Genomic DNA, 15,184 nt, shown 5'->3' on the forward strand with positions numbered 1-15,184 from the left:
CCAGACCTCGATCCCGAAACTCCCTGGTGGACGGTAGGGCGTCGGCAAGCGCTTGGCGACGCCCACCTGCAGGTTGCGGGATCGAGGTCTGGGGATCTAGCGGAAGTTTCGGGGGCCTGCAGCTAAGTGCCGCGCGATGGTGTTAATGAAGTCGTCTGGAGCTTCGCGCAATTCTTGGGGTGAGAAGCGTAAGACGACAAACCCCTGGTTGAGGAGTGCCTTTTGGCGTTGGTGCTCGGCCCGAATCACCTCTTCCAGCTCGTTCTCGTATTTCACATTGCCGTCGATCTCAATGAGGAGCCAGTCATTGATCGCGAGGTCGGCGTAGTACTGATTGACTCGGTATTGGGCGCGCAGGCTGCGAACCGCGGGAAGGTCCGCGTCAAGGATGAGCGCCCGCGCGTAGGACTCCCAGGGAGATTCGGAGCTGTTGACGCTATGTTCCACGGCCCGCCGTGCATTCGCGACTCCTTTCACGCGGCCCATGTCGCCAAGTACCCAGTTGAGGGTGTCCTTTGATACCCGTCGTGACCTCACGTGGTCTGCGGCGACGAGTCCTTCGACGAACCCATCGAATCGTGCGATATCAATCGCCGTACGCGCGAGAGAAGTGACCCGGATGCCGTGGACTTCTGTGACCTGATTGTTGAGTTTCGTTTGCTTGTAGCGGAAGTACTGGCGCTTGGACCTTTGGGGAACGGAGTTTGAGGGGACTGTCGCGAAATACTCGCTCGGCGTTGTAAGCGTTGGGATACCGTGGATGCGAGCAGCCGCTTTGCCCAACAGGGTTGCCCGCGGTGCGGCACGCGCATGGGCATAGACCTCTGCGGTTTCTCGCTCCCAGGGTTTCAACTGCAGCCAGCGGTGCAGGGGAATGACATAGCACCACGCGAGCTTATGGAATTTCCTCGCGTGAATTTTGCCCCATCGGGGGTCGTCGTTGGTGAGCGTGCGCAGATCGACCATGTGGGTGTCTATGTAGTGGAATATGCCTAGGTTGTTCATGGCTTACTTTTAGCGCATTGGCGTGGATCGCGCGCGGCGAGCGGTATGCAGCGCTAAAGCCCCAGACCTCGATCCCGAAACTCCCTGGTGGGCGGTGGGGCGTCGGCAAGCGCTTAGCGACGCCCACCTGCAGGTTGCGGGAACGAGGTCTGGGGATCTGCGGAGGAGGGGGAATTGGGTGGGGAGGCTGTGGCGTGCGGGCTGCCCACACATTGGTGAGCAAACTTTGCAGTTGTTCTGCAATAGAGTTTGCTAACAGGGGTGATTTATGGCGCTAGCGGGGGTAATAACCGGAAAGCGTTTGTTGGCAGTCTGTGACCTCGATAACCTGAAGCTGTAGGCCCATTCGGCGATCCTAATAACTCTCTCTCAGCTGAATGGGGGCTGGTTAACCAGGAAAAGGAGGGGGCAGATGACTACCCCGCACACTCACGTCTCAACCGCACACACAGAAGGTGAAGACGACCGCGGCGTCGATACGCGCGAATGGCGTCGCATGGCCATTGGCCTTTTTGTCGGTCTCGCATTGGCCATCTTCGTGTGGTTTATTTTCCCGAGCAACGCCGTGGATACTGTGCTGCAATCACCCGGTGCCAAGGATGACGTTGAATACACTCAAAGTGCGCTACGCGCCGTCGCCGCGGTGACCATCCTGATGGGCGTGTGGTGGATGACGGAGGCTATCCCGCTGGCCGCCACCGCGCTTTTACCACTGGTCATCTTCCCGCTGGCCGGCGTTGGAAGCATTAAGGATGTGGGCGCGCCCTATGCCTCGTCCACGATTTTCTTGTTCATGGGTGGCTTCCTCATCGCGTTGGCGCTGCAGCGCTGGAACCTGCACCGCCGCATGGCGCTGTTCGTGGTCAAGGTTGTAGGTACCTCGCCTAAGCAGCTGATCCTCGGCTTCATGCTGGCCACCGGCTTCTTGTCTATGTGGGTGTCCAACACCGCTACCGCAGTGGTCATGCTGCCGATTGGTATTTCGGTGCTTTCGCTGACTGCCGACGCCGTCGGTGGCATGGCTAACCAGAAGAAGTTTGCCACTGCGCTCATGCTCGGTATCGCGTATTCGGCGTCGATTGGCTCGCTCGGCACCCTCATCGGCACCCCGCCGAATACCCTGCTGATGGGCTACATGAAGGAAACTCACGGCATCGTCCTCGGCTTTGGCAAGTGGATGATGGTGGGCATGCCGCTGGCATTCATCTTCCTGTTTATTGCCTGGTTCATGCTGGTTACCGTGTTCAAGCCGGAGATGGACAAGATTCCAGGCGGCCGCGAGCTCATCGATTCCGAGATTGAAAAGCTTGGCCCATGGACCGGCCCGCAGATCATGACGGGCATTATCTTCCTCGGTGCCGCCTTGGCCTGGGTGATCATTCCTTTCTTTGTGAGCAAGGAATCCAACTACGACGACGCCATTGTGGGCATTGCCGCTGGTTTGCTGCTGTTTACCATCCCGGCCGACACGAAGACTGGCGTGCGCCTGCTGGATTGGAAGACTGCGAGCGAAATGCCGTGGGATGTGCTCCTGCTCTTCGGTGGTGGCCTGTCCCTGTCTTCGATGTTCAACAAGTCCGGTTTGTCTCTGTGGATTGGTGAGATGGCCAAGGGGCTGGGCAGCCTGCCCATCATCCTGCTCATCGCTTCGGTGGCCCTGCTCGTGCTCTTCCTGACGGAGATCACCTCCAACACCGCAACTGCGGCGACCTTCCTGCCGATTATGGGCGGTGTGGCCGTGGGTATCGGCCTGACCGAGAATGGCGACATCAACGTCCTGCTGCTCACCATCCCGGTGGCACTGGCTGCAACCTGTGCCTTCATGCTGCCGGTGGCGACCCCGCCGAACGCCATTGCTTATGGCTCGGGCTACGTCAAGATTGGCGACATGATCAAGGGCGGTATCGGCCTCAACCTGATTGGCTGCGTGCTCATCACCATCACCGTCTATTTGCTTGCCGTTCCGGTGTTCGGACTAGTTCTGTAGCCTCTCCTGCGAGGTAAACGGCAGATGAATTGCTGTCCTGCGCTGCCGTCGAAAACGGGCAACTACGTCGTGATTTGTTTGTTTTCCGGAGCGTGGGTATAGTTACATCTCGTTGCACAGCAGGGCGCGCACTTAAGGTGTGAAGCACTGCAGGCCAACGGACTGCGCCCGTAGCTCAACGGATAGAGCATCTGACTACGGATCAGAAGGTTGGGGGTTCGAATCCCTCCGGGCGCACTAAATTTCAGCCGCCTTCAGGCGGCTTTTCTCGTTTTTAGCTCTGTGGGCTGGGCAAATCCGGTAATGTGCTGAAACATGATCAAAGCGATTCTCTCCGCTATCCTGCTTTTCATTTCCTCCCTCTTCTCGGGTGCAGGCTCCTCGGAGCTGCCGGGGAGCTCGGGCATAGCGGAAGCTGGATCCTCGCAGCGCAACATTGTTACTGGCGTGCCCGCAGACCTGGTCACCGCCAATGCGCAGCAGATGGAGTTCGTGGTGAATTCCGAGTGGGAGTCCGCGTAGCAGCCGGATTCCTTTCGCGTGGACTTTTGGGATCAGTACTTGGAGTTCTCCTGCGATAACGCCGGCTTCCACTTTGAGAGCAACGAGGCTAGTGAGAGTGATATCACGTGGGATTTGATGTCAGACAACATCTGCTTTGGCCCGCAATCGGACGGGGCCCTCATAGATTTTCTTCAAAGACCAGTAACGGTGATGGTGGACCCCGATGCATCCGCAACGCCTGAGCGCATTTACCTTGTGCGCGGTGAGTAAGCGATCGCCCTTAGTAGCTGAGACGCATATCACGCAGCGCTGGGTGAAATGCAGAGCTGAAAACGGACACAAAAAAGAAGACCGGCCAGAGCCACTGGTCGGTCTTTAAACGTTTTCAACTGCAAGGAGATGAATAGGTGTCAGCGCGCGCCCGAATAGTGGGCCTCGATATTGCTCGTTCCTTGGCCATCATCGGGATGATTATTCTGCACATGGCCAATCTGGTCTGGGGCGCCAAAGTGGTGCTCTCTGGGCTGCCGGCGGCGGGGTTCGCCATCATTGCAGGAACCACGATGATGATCCTTGCTCGCGACTACTCGCTGCGGGTCTTCCTCAAGCTGGTCGCCCGCGGCCTGATAGTCATGCTCATCGGCGTGGCGCTGTTGCCCGTCGGCGGTGAGATTCAGGTGGTGCTCGTCGTGATGGGCGCGGCCATGGCTCTCACCGCGTGGGTGCCGCCGCTCGCCACTGTCTGGAAGGTCCTGCTCTTCGCGCTGGCCACCGCGGGCGCCACGGTGCTCTACGCTCCCTATACCCTCCCGCAGGTTTACCCCCTCGTGGCATTCCTGGCGTACATGGTGGCAGGCATGCTGCTTTACGACGTCTACCTCACCCGCCCCACCCGCACCCAGATCGTCACGAGCGCGGTGGCCGTCGTCGTTACCGGCATCGGCCTGTGGCAGCGCTTTAACCCTGACATCGCCGGCTGGCTGCGCTTTACCGGGCATACAGGTGTGCTCGGTGAAATCCTTCTCTCCGTGGCGGTCACTGCGGTGGTGCTGCACCTGTGCCTGATCATCGGCCGTCAGCTGCCGCGCTTGACCTTCCCCTTCGCGGCAATGGGCTCGATGTCTTTGACCATCTATATCCTGCACATTCTCACCGCTCGTTTCTGGCAAGCGCACGTCTCGCTGCACAACACCATGGCGGCACTGGGCTTTGTGCTCGCGTTCCTACTGTTGAGCGCGCTGTGGAAGAAGTTCTGTGGAAAGGGTCCGGCCGAGAGGGTCGTGGCTTGGGCAATCAAGGAGGTGGCTGCGTAATGGTGGCACGAAAGATAACTGCTGTTGTGGCCAGCTCTCTGGTCGTGGGGCTAGGCGCTGCGCCGGCCATGGCCTTGGAATTCGCCCAGCCCGCACCTCACTCGGAGGAAAGCGCCGCCGTGGCTGCGCTGCGCATGGGCAAAATCGGAAACTTCGGCGATTGCACCGGCACGCTGGTGGCTGAGCAGTGGGTGCTGACCGCCCGCCACTGCTTGGAGTCCGTCAACAACGAGGGCTCGCAGGCCCGCTTTGGCCAGGGCAAGGACACTCGCGTCTATGACGTGGATTCCTGGGCTGTTTCGCCGACTATCGACGCCGGCCTCATGCACCTGACCGAGCCCGTCAAGGGCATCAAGCCCGCTAAGCTCGCGGATGCGGTCCCCACCGCCGGCGAGAAGGGGCACTTCTACGGCTGGAGCAGCAGATCCCGCATGGCCCGTAAAGGCCAGCTACCGATGGCGGAGATGGAAGTAGGCGAATTGCTCTCCGGCGGCACCCCGCCGGCCACCCCAGACGAGTCTGGCCAGAAGATGACGCCGGTGGCTCCGAGTGATTCCGGGGCCATGGCTCCTGGCGAAATGGCAGTGCCTGCCCCCGGCGGTATGGTCGCTCCCGCCCCTGGTTCGTCCGACGCGCCCCAGGTGATGGAGGGCGGCGACATGCCAGAGATCGCTGTTGGACCCGACGGCGCGGAAAGTATCCCGGCCGGTGAACTCGGGGGAGTGGGCCCGATGATTGCGGCTGCCATCATGGACGTGAAGTCCCTCAATGGTGAGGGAATGCAGGGCGGCGACTCGGGCGGACCGTTCTTTGTCGACGGCCGCCTCGTGGGCGTGGCCACGGCTGGCACGTCTAATGCGGATCCGGACCTGCCTTCCCCGACCGCAGCGATTACGTCCGTGGTCGAAGTTCGCGACTGGATCGAGGACGTCACTAGCGGCCGCGATACCGACGGCGTCCTCAATGCCGACAATTCCCCGAAACCGCCAGCCACGATGCAGGTCAGTGCGCCCGTAGCTCTAACGGCCGGCGTGACCGGGGTGGTGGGCCTGATCGTGCTGGCCATCGCTTCACGTTTGCTTCGCCGCAAGTCTGGTGCTGAGCAGGGTAGCAACTAGGCTGTTTCTCCATGAAGGAGAAAATCGTTCCGTGTCTCATCGCTGGCGCCATTCTCGGCGTGGTCTTGTGGCTGGCCTCCGGCATGCTGTGGATGTTGCCGGTGGGCCTAGCAGCGGGCCTCGCGGGATACCCGCTGCTCGGCATCACGCGTGATGAGTCCCAAGCCCGCAAGCGCCGCGACGACACTTTCCGCGACTAAGCGCCCCGCACCACCCCACGCCACCGCACTACGCCGCCCGACGCCGCGTCGTGTCGTGCCGCCCCGCGCCGTCCCACGCTGCGGCGCATGCTGCTTCACAGCCGGTCACCAGATGGCACCCCACAAAAGGCATCTGATAGAAGGTGTCTTTGGGGCCAAAAACGCCATGTGCACACCCCAAAAGGCGTTTTCAGGCGAGAAAACGCCTTTTGACAAATGCCATCTGCAAAATGCCATTTGCAAGATGCCTTTTGGAAACCGCCCCATGCCCAGCAGTACGCAAAAGGTTCCACTCAGAAGTCATTAGTCAAAAGGTTCCCTTGGGGGCAAGTAAATCATCTTTAACCAGGTAGAAGGTTCGTTTGGGGGCAAACAAACCTTTTGACTGGAACCAGGTGAGGGGAACCCGTTGGGAAACCGCCTGCTAGGGCGGAAGGTCAGAGCTCGAAGCTGGCCGACGGGCTAGAAAATCTCGATGCGCCCGCCCAAAGACTCGGTCTGGCGCAGCTGCGCCACCCAGTTCGGCGCACCCGGGTGCAGCCGCAAGACCGGGCGGGAAGAGATCTTCACCGGGGAGACCGATTCCTTCCGAGCACCGGATCGGGCTTCGATGCGGGTGCGGGCGCGGAAGCCAGCGTCGGCAAGCGCGGCGATGGAAGGCTGATCCGAGGCCAGCGATTCGCGCGCATCGTGCAGCAACTCGAGGGCCTCGTCGAGGGCCTGGACCAGTGCGGGTGCATTGGTCTCGCACATCTGTCGAACCAGGTCCGGGCGAGTGCCTGCCACGCGGGTTCCGTCCTTGAAGGAGCCAGCCGCCAGGGACTGTGCCAGGATGCCGCCATTATCGCCGACCACCGCGAGGGTCTCCGCCAGCACGTGAGGCAGATGCGAAATGCGGGCAACCGCGGCATCGTGGTTAGCCACGCGCACCGGAACCGCCTCCGCGTGAACCATCTGGGTCATGCGGACCACGTCAGCAAAAATGTTCTCCCATGCGGCGGGGATGCGCTCGCCGCGCGCGTCGCACTCGGCGGCATAGTCATAGGTGATAACCCAGGCAGCACGGTTGAACAGCCCGGTGTGGGAGTTCTCCCAGCCGGACTTGGAGGTACCGGCCATGGGGTGCCCGCCCACGTAGCGCGCCTCCATGTTGCGCTCCACGATGAGCTGGCGCACCTCGGTCTTGACCGAGACGACATCGGTCAGCCCGCAGCTCGGGGCGTGTGCCTGGATAGCGTCGAGGACCGAAGCAACCGCATCCATAGGCACCGCGATGACAATAAGCGCATTGTCCTCCTCGGCGCGGCGCAGGATGGCCGGCAGATCATCGGTGACGTCGTAGCCCTGCTTAATGGCCGTTCGCGCACCAGAGGTGGAGTGGTTATAGCCGTACACGGAATGGCGTGCAGCAGCTAGGTCGCGCAGGAGGGAACCTCCAATGAGACCGAGGCCGATAATGCAGACGGGGCGTTGAACATCTTGAGAACTCACGGTGACAATTGTGGCACAACCCGACTAATCTGACGAGGTATGAGCCACGACGATCTGTCCTTTGCCATCACCGTCGCCAGTGCCGAAGGCGGCTGGGTGATTCGCCCTTTCAAGGATGACTACACCGACGTCAACACCTCCATCAAGGCGGTGCGCAACCTCCGTTCGGAGGGCGCGGCATTTGCGCTGCTGTGCGTGGAGGATGACTATTTCGTCGTCGTGCGCCCGGTTCCGGGGGATGTACGCATGCTGCTTTCCGACGCCACCTATGCCTCCGAAGACGACTTCGCCGCGGATTTCCTGGACTTGCGCGATATCGATAGCCCGGATTTGGACGAGGACGAGTGGGAGGACGCCGACCCCTACGGTGACGGCGATTTCGATATCTTCGCTGACCTCGGCCTCGATGAGAACCAGCTGGGCTACATCATCGATAACGAAGAGGACTGGCCTTCCGACATGCTCCTGCGCATCGCCGGCGAGCTGGGCTTTGGCGATGAGCTGGAGGATTTCATTGACGGCCTCGACTCGGATGACTCTTAAACCAGCGGAGGGGCTGGTGCGCGCGAAGGCCCGTATGCGCCGCGCCCTGGAGGTCGCGCGCACGACGCCGGCGGGGGATATCCCGGTGGGTGCCGTGCTTTACGACGCCTCCGGCAACGAACTCGCCACCGGCGTTAACCGCCGCGAGCAGCTGAATGACCCAACAGCACACGCAGAGGTGGAAGCCATCCGCCAGGCGGTGCGCGTGCACGGCGATGGCTGGCGGCTGGAGGGCTGCGAGCTGGTTGTCACCTTGGAGCCCTGCGCGATGTGCGCTGGCGCGATTCAGGCGTCCCGGGTGTCTTCGGTGGTCTTCGGTGCCTTTGAGCCGAAGACGGGGGCGTGCGGCTCGCTGGTGGAGGTATTGCGCGCCCCCGGTGCCCTCCACGTTCCCGAGGTACGCGGCGGTGTACTGGAGGAAGAATGCGCGGAGCTGCTCACGGGCTTCTTCGGGGGTCTTCGTAGCAGCGGCGTTTAGCCCCTGAACTGGTTAATGGCCCCGGAGCCGCCTTGCAATTTAGGTGTAGGCTGGGTGGTCCACGTGAGAGAAGTAGAGAGTAAGGAGAACACCATGGGTGATTTCGAGAACAAGAAGGACGAGTTCGTCGGCAAGGCTAAGGAAGCTGCTGGCAACGTAAGCGACAACGAGAAGTTGGAAAACGAAGGCAAGGCTGAGCAGGTCACCTCTGAGGCCAAGCAGAAGGCTTCCGATGCCGTTGAGGGCGTCAAGGATAAGGCCAACGAGGTCATCGGTAACCTCAAGGACTAATTCCTAGCCTCAAATAGCTGAATCGCTGTCCGCGCCGCGTGGTATGGGCAGCGATTTTGTCGCTCGGGGTTACTCGACGTAATCTGGAACGCGGTGGCGTGTCCGAGCGGCCGAAGGTGATCGCCTCGAAAGCGATTGTTGGGTAACCCCCAACCGCGGGTTCAAATCCCGCCGCCACCGCCAGATCCGGCACTCCAGTTCTTAGCTCTGGAGTGCCGGACTTTTTATTTTTTAGAAGCCGGCCCGCCCTCTATCAACATCTTTTTGGAAATCCAGCGCGGCTTGGCGTGCCTCGGGGTCGTGGTCTTCCGTGCGTTTGTGAATCCGTCGGTTCATCATGCCTGCTGGGATGGCAATGAGAAGGATGGCCGCGACGGCAATGATGATGAAAGTAGACATAGCGAGTCTCCTAGGGTATTTCAGTAATTCTGCATTGTAACGCAGGTCACGCTCTGGAGGGTTGGTTGAACTCTTACGAGACCGTTAGGGCTTCACAGCCCAACTGGTTAAACTGGTGCACATTCGTGTCCACCACCAAAGCTTCCGCGAGCAACAATCGCGCATGTGAAGGGGAATTTCCGTGGCAAAGCTGCTCTACCACCTAGGCCGCTGGTCTTACATCAACCGATGGAAGGTCATCATCGCCTGGATCTTCATTGTGGCGGCCGCGGGCGGAGCGACCTTGAGCTTGATGAAGCCGATGACCACGGAGTACTCCATCAGCGGCACGCCCGCTATTGACGCCACCCGCCGCGCGGTGGAGCTCTTCCCGGAGAACGGTAACCCGGCCAATGCGCCGTCGGTCAACCTCGTCTTCAAGGCCCCAGAAGGGCAGAAGCTCAGCGATCCGCAGAACAAAGAAGCTGTCGAGGATGTGGTGCACCACATTGCTGAAGGCCTTGATATCCCAGAGGGCAGCCAGCAGCGTTGGGGTAACCCGCTCGACGTATCGCCAGCACTTCAGCAGCAGGTCATTGAGCAGTTCACTTCCATGGGCTTGCCGGAGGAGACCGCGCGGGCGGATGCCGACAACCTAGCCATGGTCAATGCTGATGAGACCATCGCCTACACCACCTTCGACTTTGATGCGGAAAGCCCCTACTCGGTAGAGCCTGCGGATAAAGACGTGGTCCATGAAGCCATGGATATTGGCCGTGCGGCGGGTCTGGAAGTAGAGGCCGGCGGCGCGGGCTTCGGTGATGAAATCCAGGTCAACTCGATTTCTGAGGTCATTGGCCTAGCTGTGGCGTTTATCGTCCTCATTATTACCTTCGGTTCCTTGGCCTCCGCGGGCATGCCGCTTATCTCCGCGGTCGTGGGCGTGGGCCTGGGAGCGATGGGTGTCATGATTGCGACCCACTGGATGGAGCTCAACAACCTCACTCCGGTGCTGGCCGTCATGATTGGCCTGGCCGTGGGCATCGACTATGCGCTGTTCATCATGTCGCGCTACCGGCAGGAGCGCTCCCGCATGGACGGGCCGGATGCCGCCGGCATGGCCGTCGGTACAGCGGGTTCCTCGGTGGTCTTTGCCGGCGCGACGGTCTTCATCGCGCTCTTCGCTCTGCTCGTGGCGCGCATCAGCTTCCTCACCGCCATGGGCCTGGCCGCTGCGGGCACGGTCTTCATGGCTGTGCTTGTGGCGCTGACCTTGGTGCCCGCGATGCTGGGCCTGCTCGGTGATAAGGCCTTCGCCGGGCGCATCCCCGGCGTTGCCGGCAACCCCACGAAGCGCCGCCCGCGCCGCACGAAGCCAACGATGGGTAACCGTTGGGTGCGCGCGGTGCAGCGCGCCCCGGGCATCGTCATGGCCTTGGTGGTGCTTGGCCTCGGAGCTTTGACGGCCCCGGTTCTGCACATGGAGCTGGCCCTGCCAGCGGATACCACCTCCAACCCGGATACCACCCAGCGCAAGGCGGCGGACCTCCTGTCCGAAGGCTTTGGCCCCGGCATCAACGGCCCCTTCCTGGTGATCGTGGATGGCGCCAATGCCAACCCGGAATCCGCGGCGCTACAGCCCTATATCCAGGGCCAAGAAGGTGAGGAAGATGAGCAGAAGAAGGCCGCACTTTCCTCCTTCATCTATTCCGTGCAGCGCCTCAACCAGGTGGGCGGGGTCAAGCACGCCCAGCTCGTCGGCGTGAGCCAGGATATGAAGTCCGCGCAGATCATGGTCAGCCCCACCACAGCGCCTACGGATGAGGCCACGGTTGGCACCGCCGCCGCCCTGCGTACTGCCGGTGCGGAGCTGGAGGATGCCACCGGTGCCGAGATCGGCATGACGGGCCTGACCGCGGTGCAGCTCGACATCACCGAGCGCCTCGAGGAAGCCATGGGGCCGTACCTCGCCATTGTGGTGGGCCTGGCCATCTTCCTGCTGCTGGCAGTGTTCCGCTCCATCTTGGTGCCGTTGGTCGCGGGCCTGGGCTTCCTGCTTTCCGTCGGCGGAGCCTTCGGCCTGACCGTTTTGGTGTGGCAAGACGGCCTCACCGGCTTGGTGCCAGCACCCGGCCCGCTGATTTCTTTCATGCCCATCTTCCTCATCGGCGTGACCTTCGGCCTGGCCATGGACTATCAGGTCTTCCTGGTCACCCGCATGCGCGAGCACTTCTCCCGTTACCCGCAGGGCAGCGGCGGGAAGTACAGCAAGTACAACGCCAACGACGAGGCCACCATCGCCGGCTTTACCGCCGGTGCCCGCGTGGTCACCGCCGCAGCCATCATCATGATTTCCGTCTTTGTGGCGTTCATCAGCCAGCCCCTGCCCTTCATCCAGATCTTCGGCTTCGCGCTGGCGGCGGGCGTGCTTTTCGACGCATTCTTAGTCCGCATGTCGCTTGTCCCCGCCACCATGTTCCTCATGGGGCACACCACCTGGTGGATGCCGAAGTGGCTGGACAAGCTGATCCCGCAGCTGGACATCGAGGGCACCGCACTCGAGGAAGAATGGGAGCGCAAACACGCGGCAGTATCCCGTGAAGCAGAGGATAAGGCAGCGCAGCCCGTAGAATAGTTCCCTATGACTCACCCTAAGCCGCAGCTTGAGACCGACCTTTCCTTCGACGTGAAGAAGGAGCTGGACTTAAGCGGTCCAGCACAACCGGGGAAGCACGGCCGCACCGGTGTTATCCATACCCCGCACGGTGATATTCAGACCCCGGCCTTCATCCCGGTGGCCACCAAGGCCACGGTGAAGACGCTGACCCCGGAGCAGATTCGCTTGACCGGCGCGCAGGCCATCCTGTCCAACGCCTACCACCTCTACCTGCAGCCGGGCCACGACATCGTGGACGAGGCTGGTGGCGTGGCTACCTTCGAGAATTGGCATGGGCCGACGTACACCGACTCGGGCGGATTCCAGGTCATGTCCCTCGGCGTGGGTTTTAAGAAGGTCCTCGCCATGGATGTGGCGGACCTGACGGACTCCGACATCCGCGCGGCCAAGAAGGAACGCATGGCGCAGGTGGATGAGGATGGCGTGGATTTTAAGTCCGTCATCGACGGCTCCACGCACCGCTTCACTCCAGAGGTCTCCATGCAGATCCAGCATGGTCTGGGCGCGGACATCATGTTTGCCTTCGATGAGCTCACCACGCTGGTGGATACCCGTACCTACCAGGAGGAATCTGTGGAGCGCACGCGCCGCTGGGCGCAGCGCTGCCTGGATGAGCACGATCGCCTGACGCTTGCCCGCGGCCCGCAGAAGCCGCGCCAGTCCCTGTGGGGCGTGGTACAGGGCGCGCAATACGAGGACCTGCGCCGTCAGGCCGCTCGCGGGCTGGTGGAGCTTTCCGATCGCGCCGAGGCGAATGGTCGTCGCGGCTTCGGTGGCTTCGGCATCGGTGGCGCTTTAGAGAAGGAGAACCTGGGCACGATTGTGGGCTGGGTGTGCGATGAGTTGCCCGTCGATAAGCCCCGGCACCTGCTGGGTATCTCTGAACCGGATGACATCTTTACCGCCGTTGAGGCTGGTGCCGATACTTTCGACTGCGTGGCGCCGACCCGCCTGGCGCGCCGTGGTGGCGTCTACACCCTGGACGGACGCCTCAACCTCACTAATGCGCGCTTCAAGCGCGACTTTGCTGGCGTGGACGAGGAATTCGGCGGTTACGTCTCGGAGAACTACTCCCGCGCCTACATCCACCACTTGCTCAAAGCCAAGGAATTCCTGGCGGGAACGCTGTGCACCATCCACAACTTAGAGTTCATGATTCGGCTGGTGGATAACATCCGGGAGTCCATCGACGGCGGCTATTACGAGGCGTATCGCGATGAATTCCTGGGGCGCTATTACGCCAAGTGACCGGTGACGATGACGTTGTACTCCAAGTCTGTTGCGCCGTCTACCGCACAGGCGATGAGTACGATGCGCCCGGGAACCTCGGTATTCATCAGGTCGGCGTCGCTGCCGAGTTGCTCCTTGTCCACGAGGAAGGCGTTATCCACGATCCACTCGCGCCCGGCACTATCGGCAGAGGTCATGCGGATGTGGGAGCCGTTGAGGATGGGCGTCGCAAAGCGCTGCACTTCCATGCCCTCGAGGCCCTCCACGGTGGTGGGGCTGCTCAGGTCTACGTCGGCGGTGACCACTTCGGAGAAGGGGTTGAACACCAGCTTCTGCTGGCCCCAGGCATGTCCCAATACGTAGGTGGTGCCCTGCTCCGCCGTGGCGGGTGACTCACCCCAGTCTTGCACCCAGCGCACCATGGTCTCTTGTGGCCCGGCGGGGTTGAGGGGCACGACGAAGGGCATCGAATCATAGGTCGCGCCCGTGATGGTGGCTGGGCCGTCCATCTCAAACGTACCGGTCAGGGCGGGTGCTGGGCCTTGGTTGAGCGGGGGAGGGGTGGGCGCTGCGCTTGACGACGCCTCACTGCTCACCGTCGTCGTTTCCGGTGCCGCGTGGCTCGTCGTTTCGGGCGACGACTCTTCTTCCGTGCCCGAACACGCCACAAGATTGAAGGCTGTGGCCAGGCCAAGGATGGGGAGGAGGGAAGTTCGTAGATGCTTATGCATTGTCGATGTCCTTTAAGACCTCATCAAGATTAAACCGCTCGCCGGAATCCTCTGCAGCCATTTATTCTCCTTTGCTCCTGTGAATGCATCGTATTACGCATGATGGATGAAGGGAAGAGAGAAGTAGACCCCCTCAGCACAGTGCGTGCCAAGGGGGAATTCGGGACGGGTCGCTGCTACTTAGACGGCGCTGCCGTAGAGGTTTCGGCCTCGTCGATAGGCACGTAGTCCTCGCGGCGCTTGACCCAGGAGATAACCAGGGTGGTCAGCGGAAGCATGATGACCTCGCAGGCGGTCTTCCAGAGGAAGCCCACGATGACGTAGTTCAGGAAGCCACTGAAGGAGTCGATGCCGATGACGGGTGCTGCGATGGCGCAGAACAGCAGGGTATCGCCGAATTCGCCGACGACAGTGGATGTAACAAGGCGGGCGATGAGGCCCTTCTCACCGCTGCGAGCCTTCATCTTCACCAAGGTGAAGGAGTTGAGCAGCTGGCCTACGACGTAGCCGACGAGGGAAGCCAGCAGGATCTGCGGAACGAGGCCAAGAGTTGCTTCGAAAGCTTCCTGGCCTTCGTAGAAATCAGCCGCGGGCAGCCAGATTGCAATATAAAAGGAAACTGCGGCCAGAAGCGCCATGGCAAAACCGATATAAACGGCGCGGCGGGTGGACTTGAAGCCATAGCACTCGGAGAGAACATCGCCCACGATGTAGGCGATGGGGAAGAGGAAGAAGGCGCCATCGGTGATGAGCGGGCCGAGCTGGACGCCCTTCGTGGCGTTGATGTTCGAGATGAGGAAGGTAACGACGAACACCGCGACCAGCCACGGGTACAAAGTGGAATGTACCGGGATGAATCGGATGCTCTCGCCACCGTTTGTGGTGGTTGCGGTTGCCGATTGAGTTGTCATGGAACAGCATTTTTCCACGAAACTGGGGGAAGTAGAAATGGGGAGTTTGATTCTCCTTCAATGGGGAGTGCTCCCTCACCCAGCTGTTTCCTGAGAACCTGCAGTGGAACTGGCTGTTTCGGGGGTGTGCTCTCGGCGATGAGCCCATAAAGATCTACGAAGTGGGCAGAAAAAACGCCTCTGGTATGGCATTCTTTTGCTTGCAACGTTTTCGTATTCCCTGAACGTTTCCTGTCTATTGTGTGCGTGGTGCGCGCTCGAAGAGATTCGGGCGCGTTCGAATTTCGAAGCCAGAGAAAGACACGTCATGTCAGGGGGTGCGGCTAC

16 protein-coding genes and 2 tRNA genes are annotated in these 15,184 nt (G+C 61.0%); 13 read left to right on the forward strand and 5 right to left on the reverse strand.

Going from position 1 to position 15,184, the window contains the following annotated elements; translation table 11 throughout:
* Nucleotides 1-96: 96 nt before the first annotated feature.
* The gene (locus HMPREF2537_RS02190; protein WP_070525167.1) at nt 97-1,005 is read right to left on the reverse strand and encodes a DUF559 domain-containing protein; all 909 of its coding nucleotides are present in this window, start codon (nt 1,003-1,005) and stop codon (nt 97-99) included.
* Nucleotides 1,006-1,417: 412 nt separating this feature from the next.
* Between HMPREF2537_RS02190 and HMPREF2537_RS02195 the strand changes: the two genes are divergently transcribed.
* The 7 genes from HMPREF2537_RS02195 (at nt 1,418) to HMPREF2537_RS02220 (ending at nt 6,127) form a co-directional block, all read left to right on the forward strand.
* Nucleotides 1,418-2,992 carry an SLC13 family permease gene (locus HMPREF2537_RS02195; RefSeq protein WP_070525169.1) on the forward strand — a complete coding sequence of 525 codons (1,575 nt, stop codon included), beginning with the start codon at nt 1,418-1,420 and terminating at the stop codon, nt 2,990-2,992.
* A gap of 164 nt (nt 2,993-3,156) precedes the next feature.
* Nucleotides 3,157-3,229: transfer RNA gene (locus HMPREF2537_RS02200), tRNA-Arg, on the forward strand.
* Between the two features lie 78 nt (nt 3,230-3,307).
* Nucleotides 3,308-3,514: a hypothetical protein gene (locus tag HMPREF2537_RS12970; protein ID WP_246820190.1), complete on the forward strand. Its 207-nt coding sequence runs from the start codon at nt 3,308-3,310 to the stop codon at nt 3,512-3,514.
* Nucleotides 3,515-3,532: 18 nt separating this feature from the next.
* Nucleotides 3,533-3,766 (forward strand): hypothetical protein, encoded by a 234-nt coding sequence (locus HMPREF2537_RS12975; RefSeq protein WP_246820192.1) that lies wholly within the window; start codon nt 3,533-3,535, stop codon nt 3,764-3,766.
* Between the two features lie 137 nt (nt 3,767-3,903).
* Nucleotides 3,904-4,809, forward strand: a complete 906-nt coding sequence (locus HMPREF2537_RS02210; RefSeq protein ID WP_070525171.1) for a DUF418 domain-containing protein — start codon at nt 3,904-3,906, stop codon at nt 4,807-4,809.
* Nucleotides 4,809-5,927 (forward strand): trypsin-like serine protease, encoded by a 1,119-nt coding sequence (locus HMPREF2537_RS02215; protein WP_070525173.1) that lies wholly within the window; start codon nt 4,809-4,811, stop codon nt 5,925-5,927. The genes HMPREF2537_RS02210 and HMPREF2537_RS02215 overlap by 1 nt, the downstream gene beginning before the upstream one ends.
* An 11-nt stretch (nt 5,928-5,938) precedes the next feature.
* Entirely contained in the window at nt 5,939-6,127 is a 189-nt protein-coding gene (locus HMPREF2537_RS02220; protein ID WP_070525175.1) for a hypothetical protein, read from the forward strand.
* A gap of 462 nt (nt 6,128-6,589) precedes the next feature.
* On the opposite strand, the gene HMPREF2537_RS02225 is transcribed toward HMPREF2537_RS02220, so the two are convergent.
* Nucleotides 6,590-7,618, reverse strand: a complete 1,029-nt coding sequence (locus HMPREF2537_RS02225) for a prephenate dehydrogenase (RefSeq protein ID WP_070525177.1) — start codon at nt 7,616-7,618, stop codon at nt 6,590-6,592.
* A gap of 39 nt (nt 7,619-7,657) precedes the next feature.
* On the opposite strand from HMPREF2537_RS02225, the gene HMPREF2537_RS02230 reads away from it, so the two are divergent.
* The 4 genes from HMPREF2537_RS02230 to HMPREF2537_RS02245 all read left to right on the forward strand — a co-directional run bounded on the left by HMPREF2537_RS02230 (nt 7,658) and on the right by HMPREF2537_RS02245 (nt 9,113).
* Nucleotides 7,658-8,161 carry a tRNA adenosine deaminase-associated protein gene (locus tag HMPREF2537_RS02230; RefSeq protein ID WP_070525179.1) on the forward strand — a complete coding sequence of 168 codons (504 nt, stop codon included), beginning with the start codon at nt 7,658-7,660 and terminating at the stop codon, nt 8,159-8,161.
* Between the two features lie 34 nt (nt 8,162-8,195).
* Nucleotides 8,196-8,639 (forward strand): nucleoside deaminase, encoded by a 444-nt coding sequence (locus HMPREF2537_RS02235; RefSeq protein ID WP_070525274.1) that lies wholly within the window; start codon nt 8,196-8,198, stop codon nt 8,637-8,639.
* A 93-nt stretch (nt 8,640-8,732) separates the two neighbouring features.
* Nucleotides 8,733-8,930 carry a CsbD family protein gene (locus HMPREF2537_RS02240; RefSeq protein ID WP_070525180.1) on the forward strand — a complete coding sequence of 66 codons (198 nt, stop codon included), beginning with the start codon at nt 8,733-8,735 and terminating at the stop codon, nt 8,928-8,930.
* Nucleotides 8,931-9,022: 92 nt separating this feature from the next.
* Nucleotides 9,023-9,113: transfer RNA gene (locus HMPREF2537_RS02245), tRNA-Ser, on the forward strand.
* A 48-nt stretch (nt 9,114-9,161) separates the two neighbouring features.
* Here HMPREF2537_RS02245 and HMPREF2537_RS12745 read toward each other — a convergent pair.
* Complete coding sequence (locus HMPREF2537_RS12745) at nt 9,162-9,329, reverse strand: hypothetical protein (RefSeq protein ID WP_168162394.1); 168 nt, start codon at nt 9,327-9,329, stop codon at nt 9,162-9,164.
* A 181-nt stretch (nt 9,330-9,510) separates the two neighbouring features.
* Between HMPREF2537_RS12745 and HMPREF2537_RS02250 the strand changes: the two genes are divergently transcribed.
* Nucleotides 9,511-11,943 carry an MMPL family transporter gene (locus HMPREF2537_RS02250; protein ID WP_070525182.1) on the forward strand — a complete coding sequence of 811 codons (2,433 nt, stop codon included), beginning with the start codon at nt 9,511-9,513 and terminating at the stop codon, nt 11,941-11,943.
* Between the two features lie 6 nt (nt 11,944-11,949).
* Nucleotides 11,950-13,233 carry a tRNA guanosine(34) transglycosylase Tgt gene (gene tgt / locus HMPREF2537_RS02255; RefSeq protein WP_070525184.1) on the forward strand — a complete coding sequence of 428 codons (1,284 nt, stop codon included), beginning with the start codon at nt 11,950-11,952 and terminating at the stop codon, nt 13,231-13,233.
* Here the strand turns inward: tgt and HMPREF2537_RS02260 are convergent.
* Together HMPREF2537_RS02260 and HMPREF2537_RS02265 are read right to left on the reverse strand one after the other, a co-directional pair.
* Nucleotides 13,221-13,946, reverse strand: coding sequence for a sortase family protein (locus HMPREF2537_RS02260; RefSeq protein WP_070525186.1), 726 nt, complete (start codon nt 13,944-13,946; stop codon nt 13,221-13,223). The genes tgt and HMPREF2537_RS02260 overlap by 13 nt on opposite strands.
* Before the next feature lie 176 nt (nt 13,947-14,122).
* Nucleotides 14,123-14,857 (reverse strand): queuosine precursor transporter, encoded by a 735-nt coding sequence (locus HMPREF2537_RS02265; protein ID WP_070525188.1) that lies wholly within the window; start codon nt 14,855-14,857, stop codon nt 14,123-14,125.
* Nucleotides 14,858-15,184: the final 327 nt, after the last annotated feature.

The organism is Corynebacterium sp. HMSC074E01 (genome assembly GCF_001808885.1).
Taxonomy (GTDB): Bacteria; Actinomycetota; Actinomycetes; order Mycobacteriales; family Mycobacteriaceae; genus Corynebacterium.

Coding starts and splice junctions, on each gene's coding strand:
- HMPREF2537_RS12745 (WP_168162394.1), bottom strand. CDS start 9,329: ATGTCTACTTTCATCATCATTGCCGTCGCGGCCATCCTTCTCATTGCC.
- HMPREF2537_RS02195 (WP_070525169.1), top strand. CDS start 1,418: ATGACTACCCCGCACACTCACGTCTCAACCGCACACACAGAAGGTGAA.
- HMPREF2537_RS02215 (WP_070525173.1), top strand. CDS start 4,809: ATGGTGGCACGAAAGATAACTGCTGTTGTGGCCAGCTCTCTGGTCGTG.
- HMPREF2537_RS02235 (WP_070525274.1), top strand. CDS start 8,196: ATGCGCCGCGCCCTGGAGGTCGCGCGCACGACGCCGGCGGGGGATATC.
- HMPREF2537_RS02260 (WP_070525186.1), bottom strand. CDS start 13,946: ATGCATAAGCATCTACGAACTTCCCTCCTCCCCATCCTTGGCCTGGCC.
- HMPREF2537_RS02190 (WP_070525167.1), bottom strand. CDS start 1,005: ATGAACAACCTAGGCATATTCCACTACATAGACACCCACATGGTCGAT.
- HMPREF2537_RS02230 (WP_070525179.1), top strand. CDS start 7,658: ATGAGCCACGACGATCTGTCCTTTGCCATCACCGTCGCCAGTGCCGAA.
- HMPREF2537_RS02240 (WP_070525180.1), top strand. CDS start 8,733: ATGGGTGATTTCGAGAACAAGAAGGACGAGTTCGTCGGCAAGGCTAAG.
- HMPREF2537_RS02220 (WP_070525175.1), top strand. CDS start 5,939: ATGAAGGAGAAAATCGTTCCGTGTCTCATCGCTGGCGCCATTCTCGGC.
- tgt (WP_070525184.1), top strand. CDS start 11,950: ATGACTCACCCTAAGCCGCAGCTTGAGACCGACCTTTCCTTCGACGTG.
- HMPREF2537_RS02265 (WP_070525188.1), bottom strand. CDS start 14,857: ATGACAACTCAATCGGCAACCGCAACCACCACAAACGGTGGCGAGAGC.
- HMPREF2537_RS12970 (WP_246820190.1), top strand. CDS start 3,308: ATGATCAAAGCGATTCTCTCCGCTATCCTGCTTTTCATTTCCTCCCTC.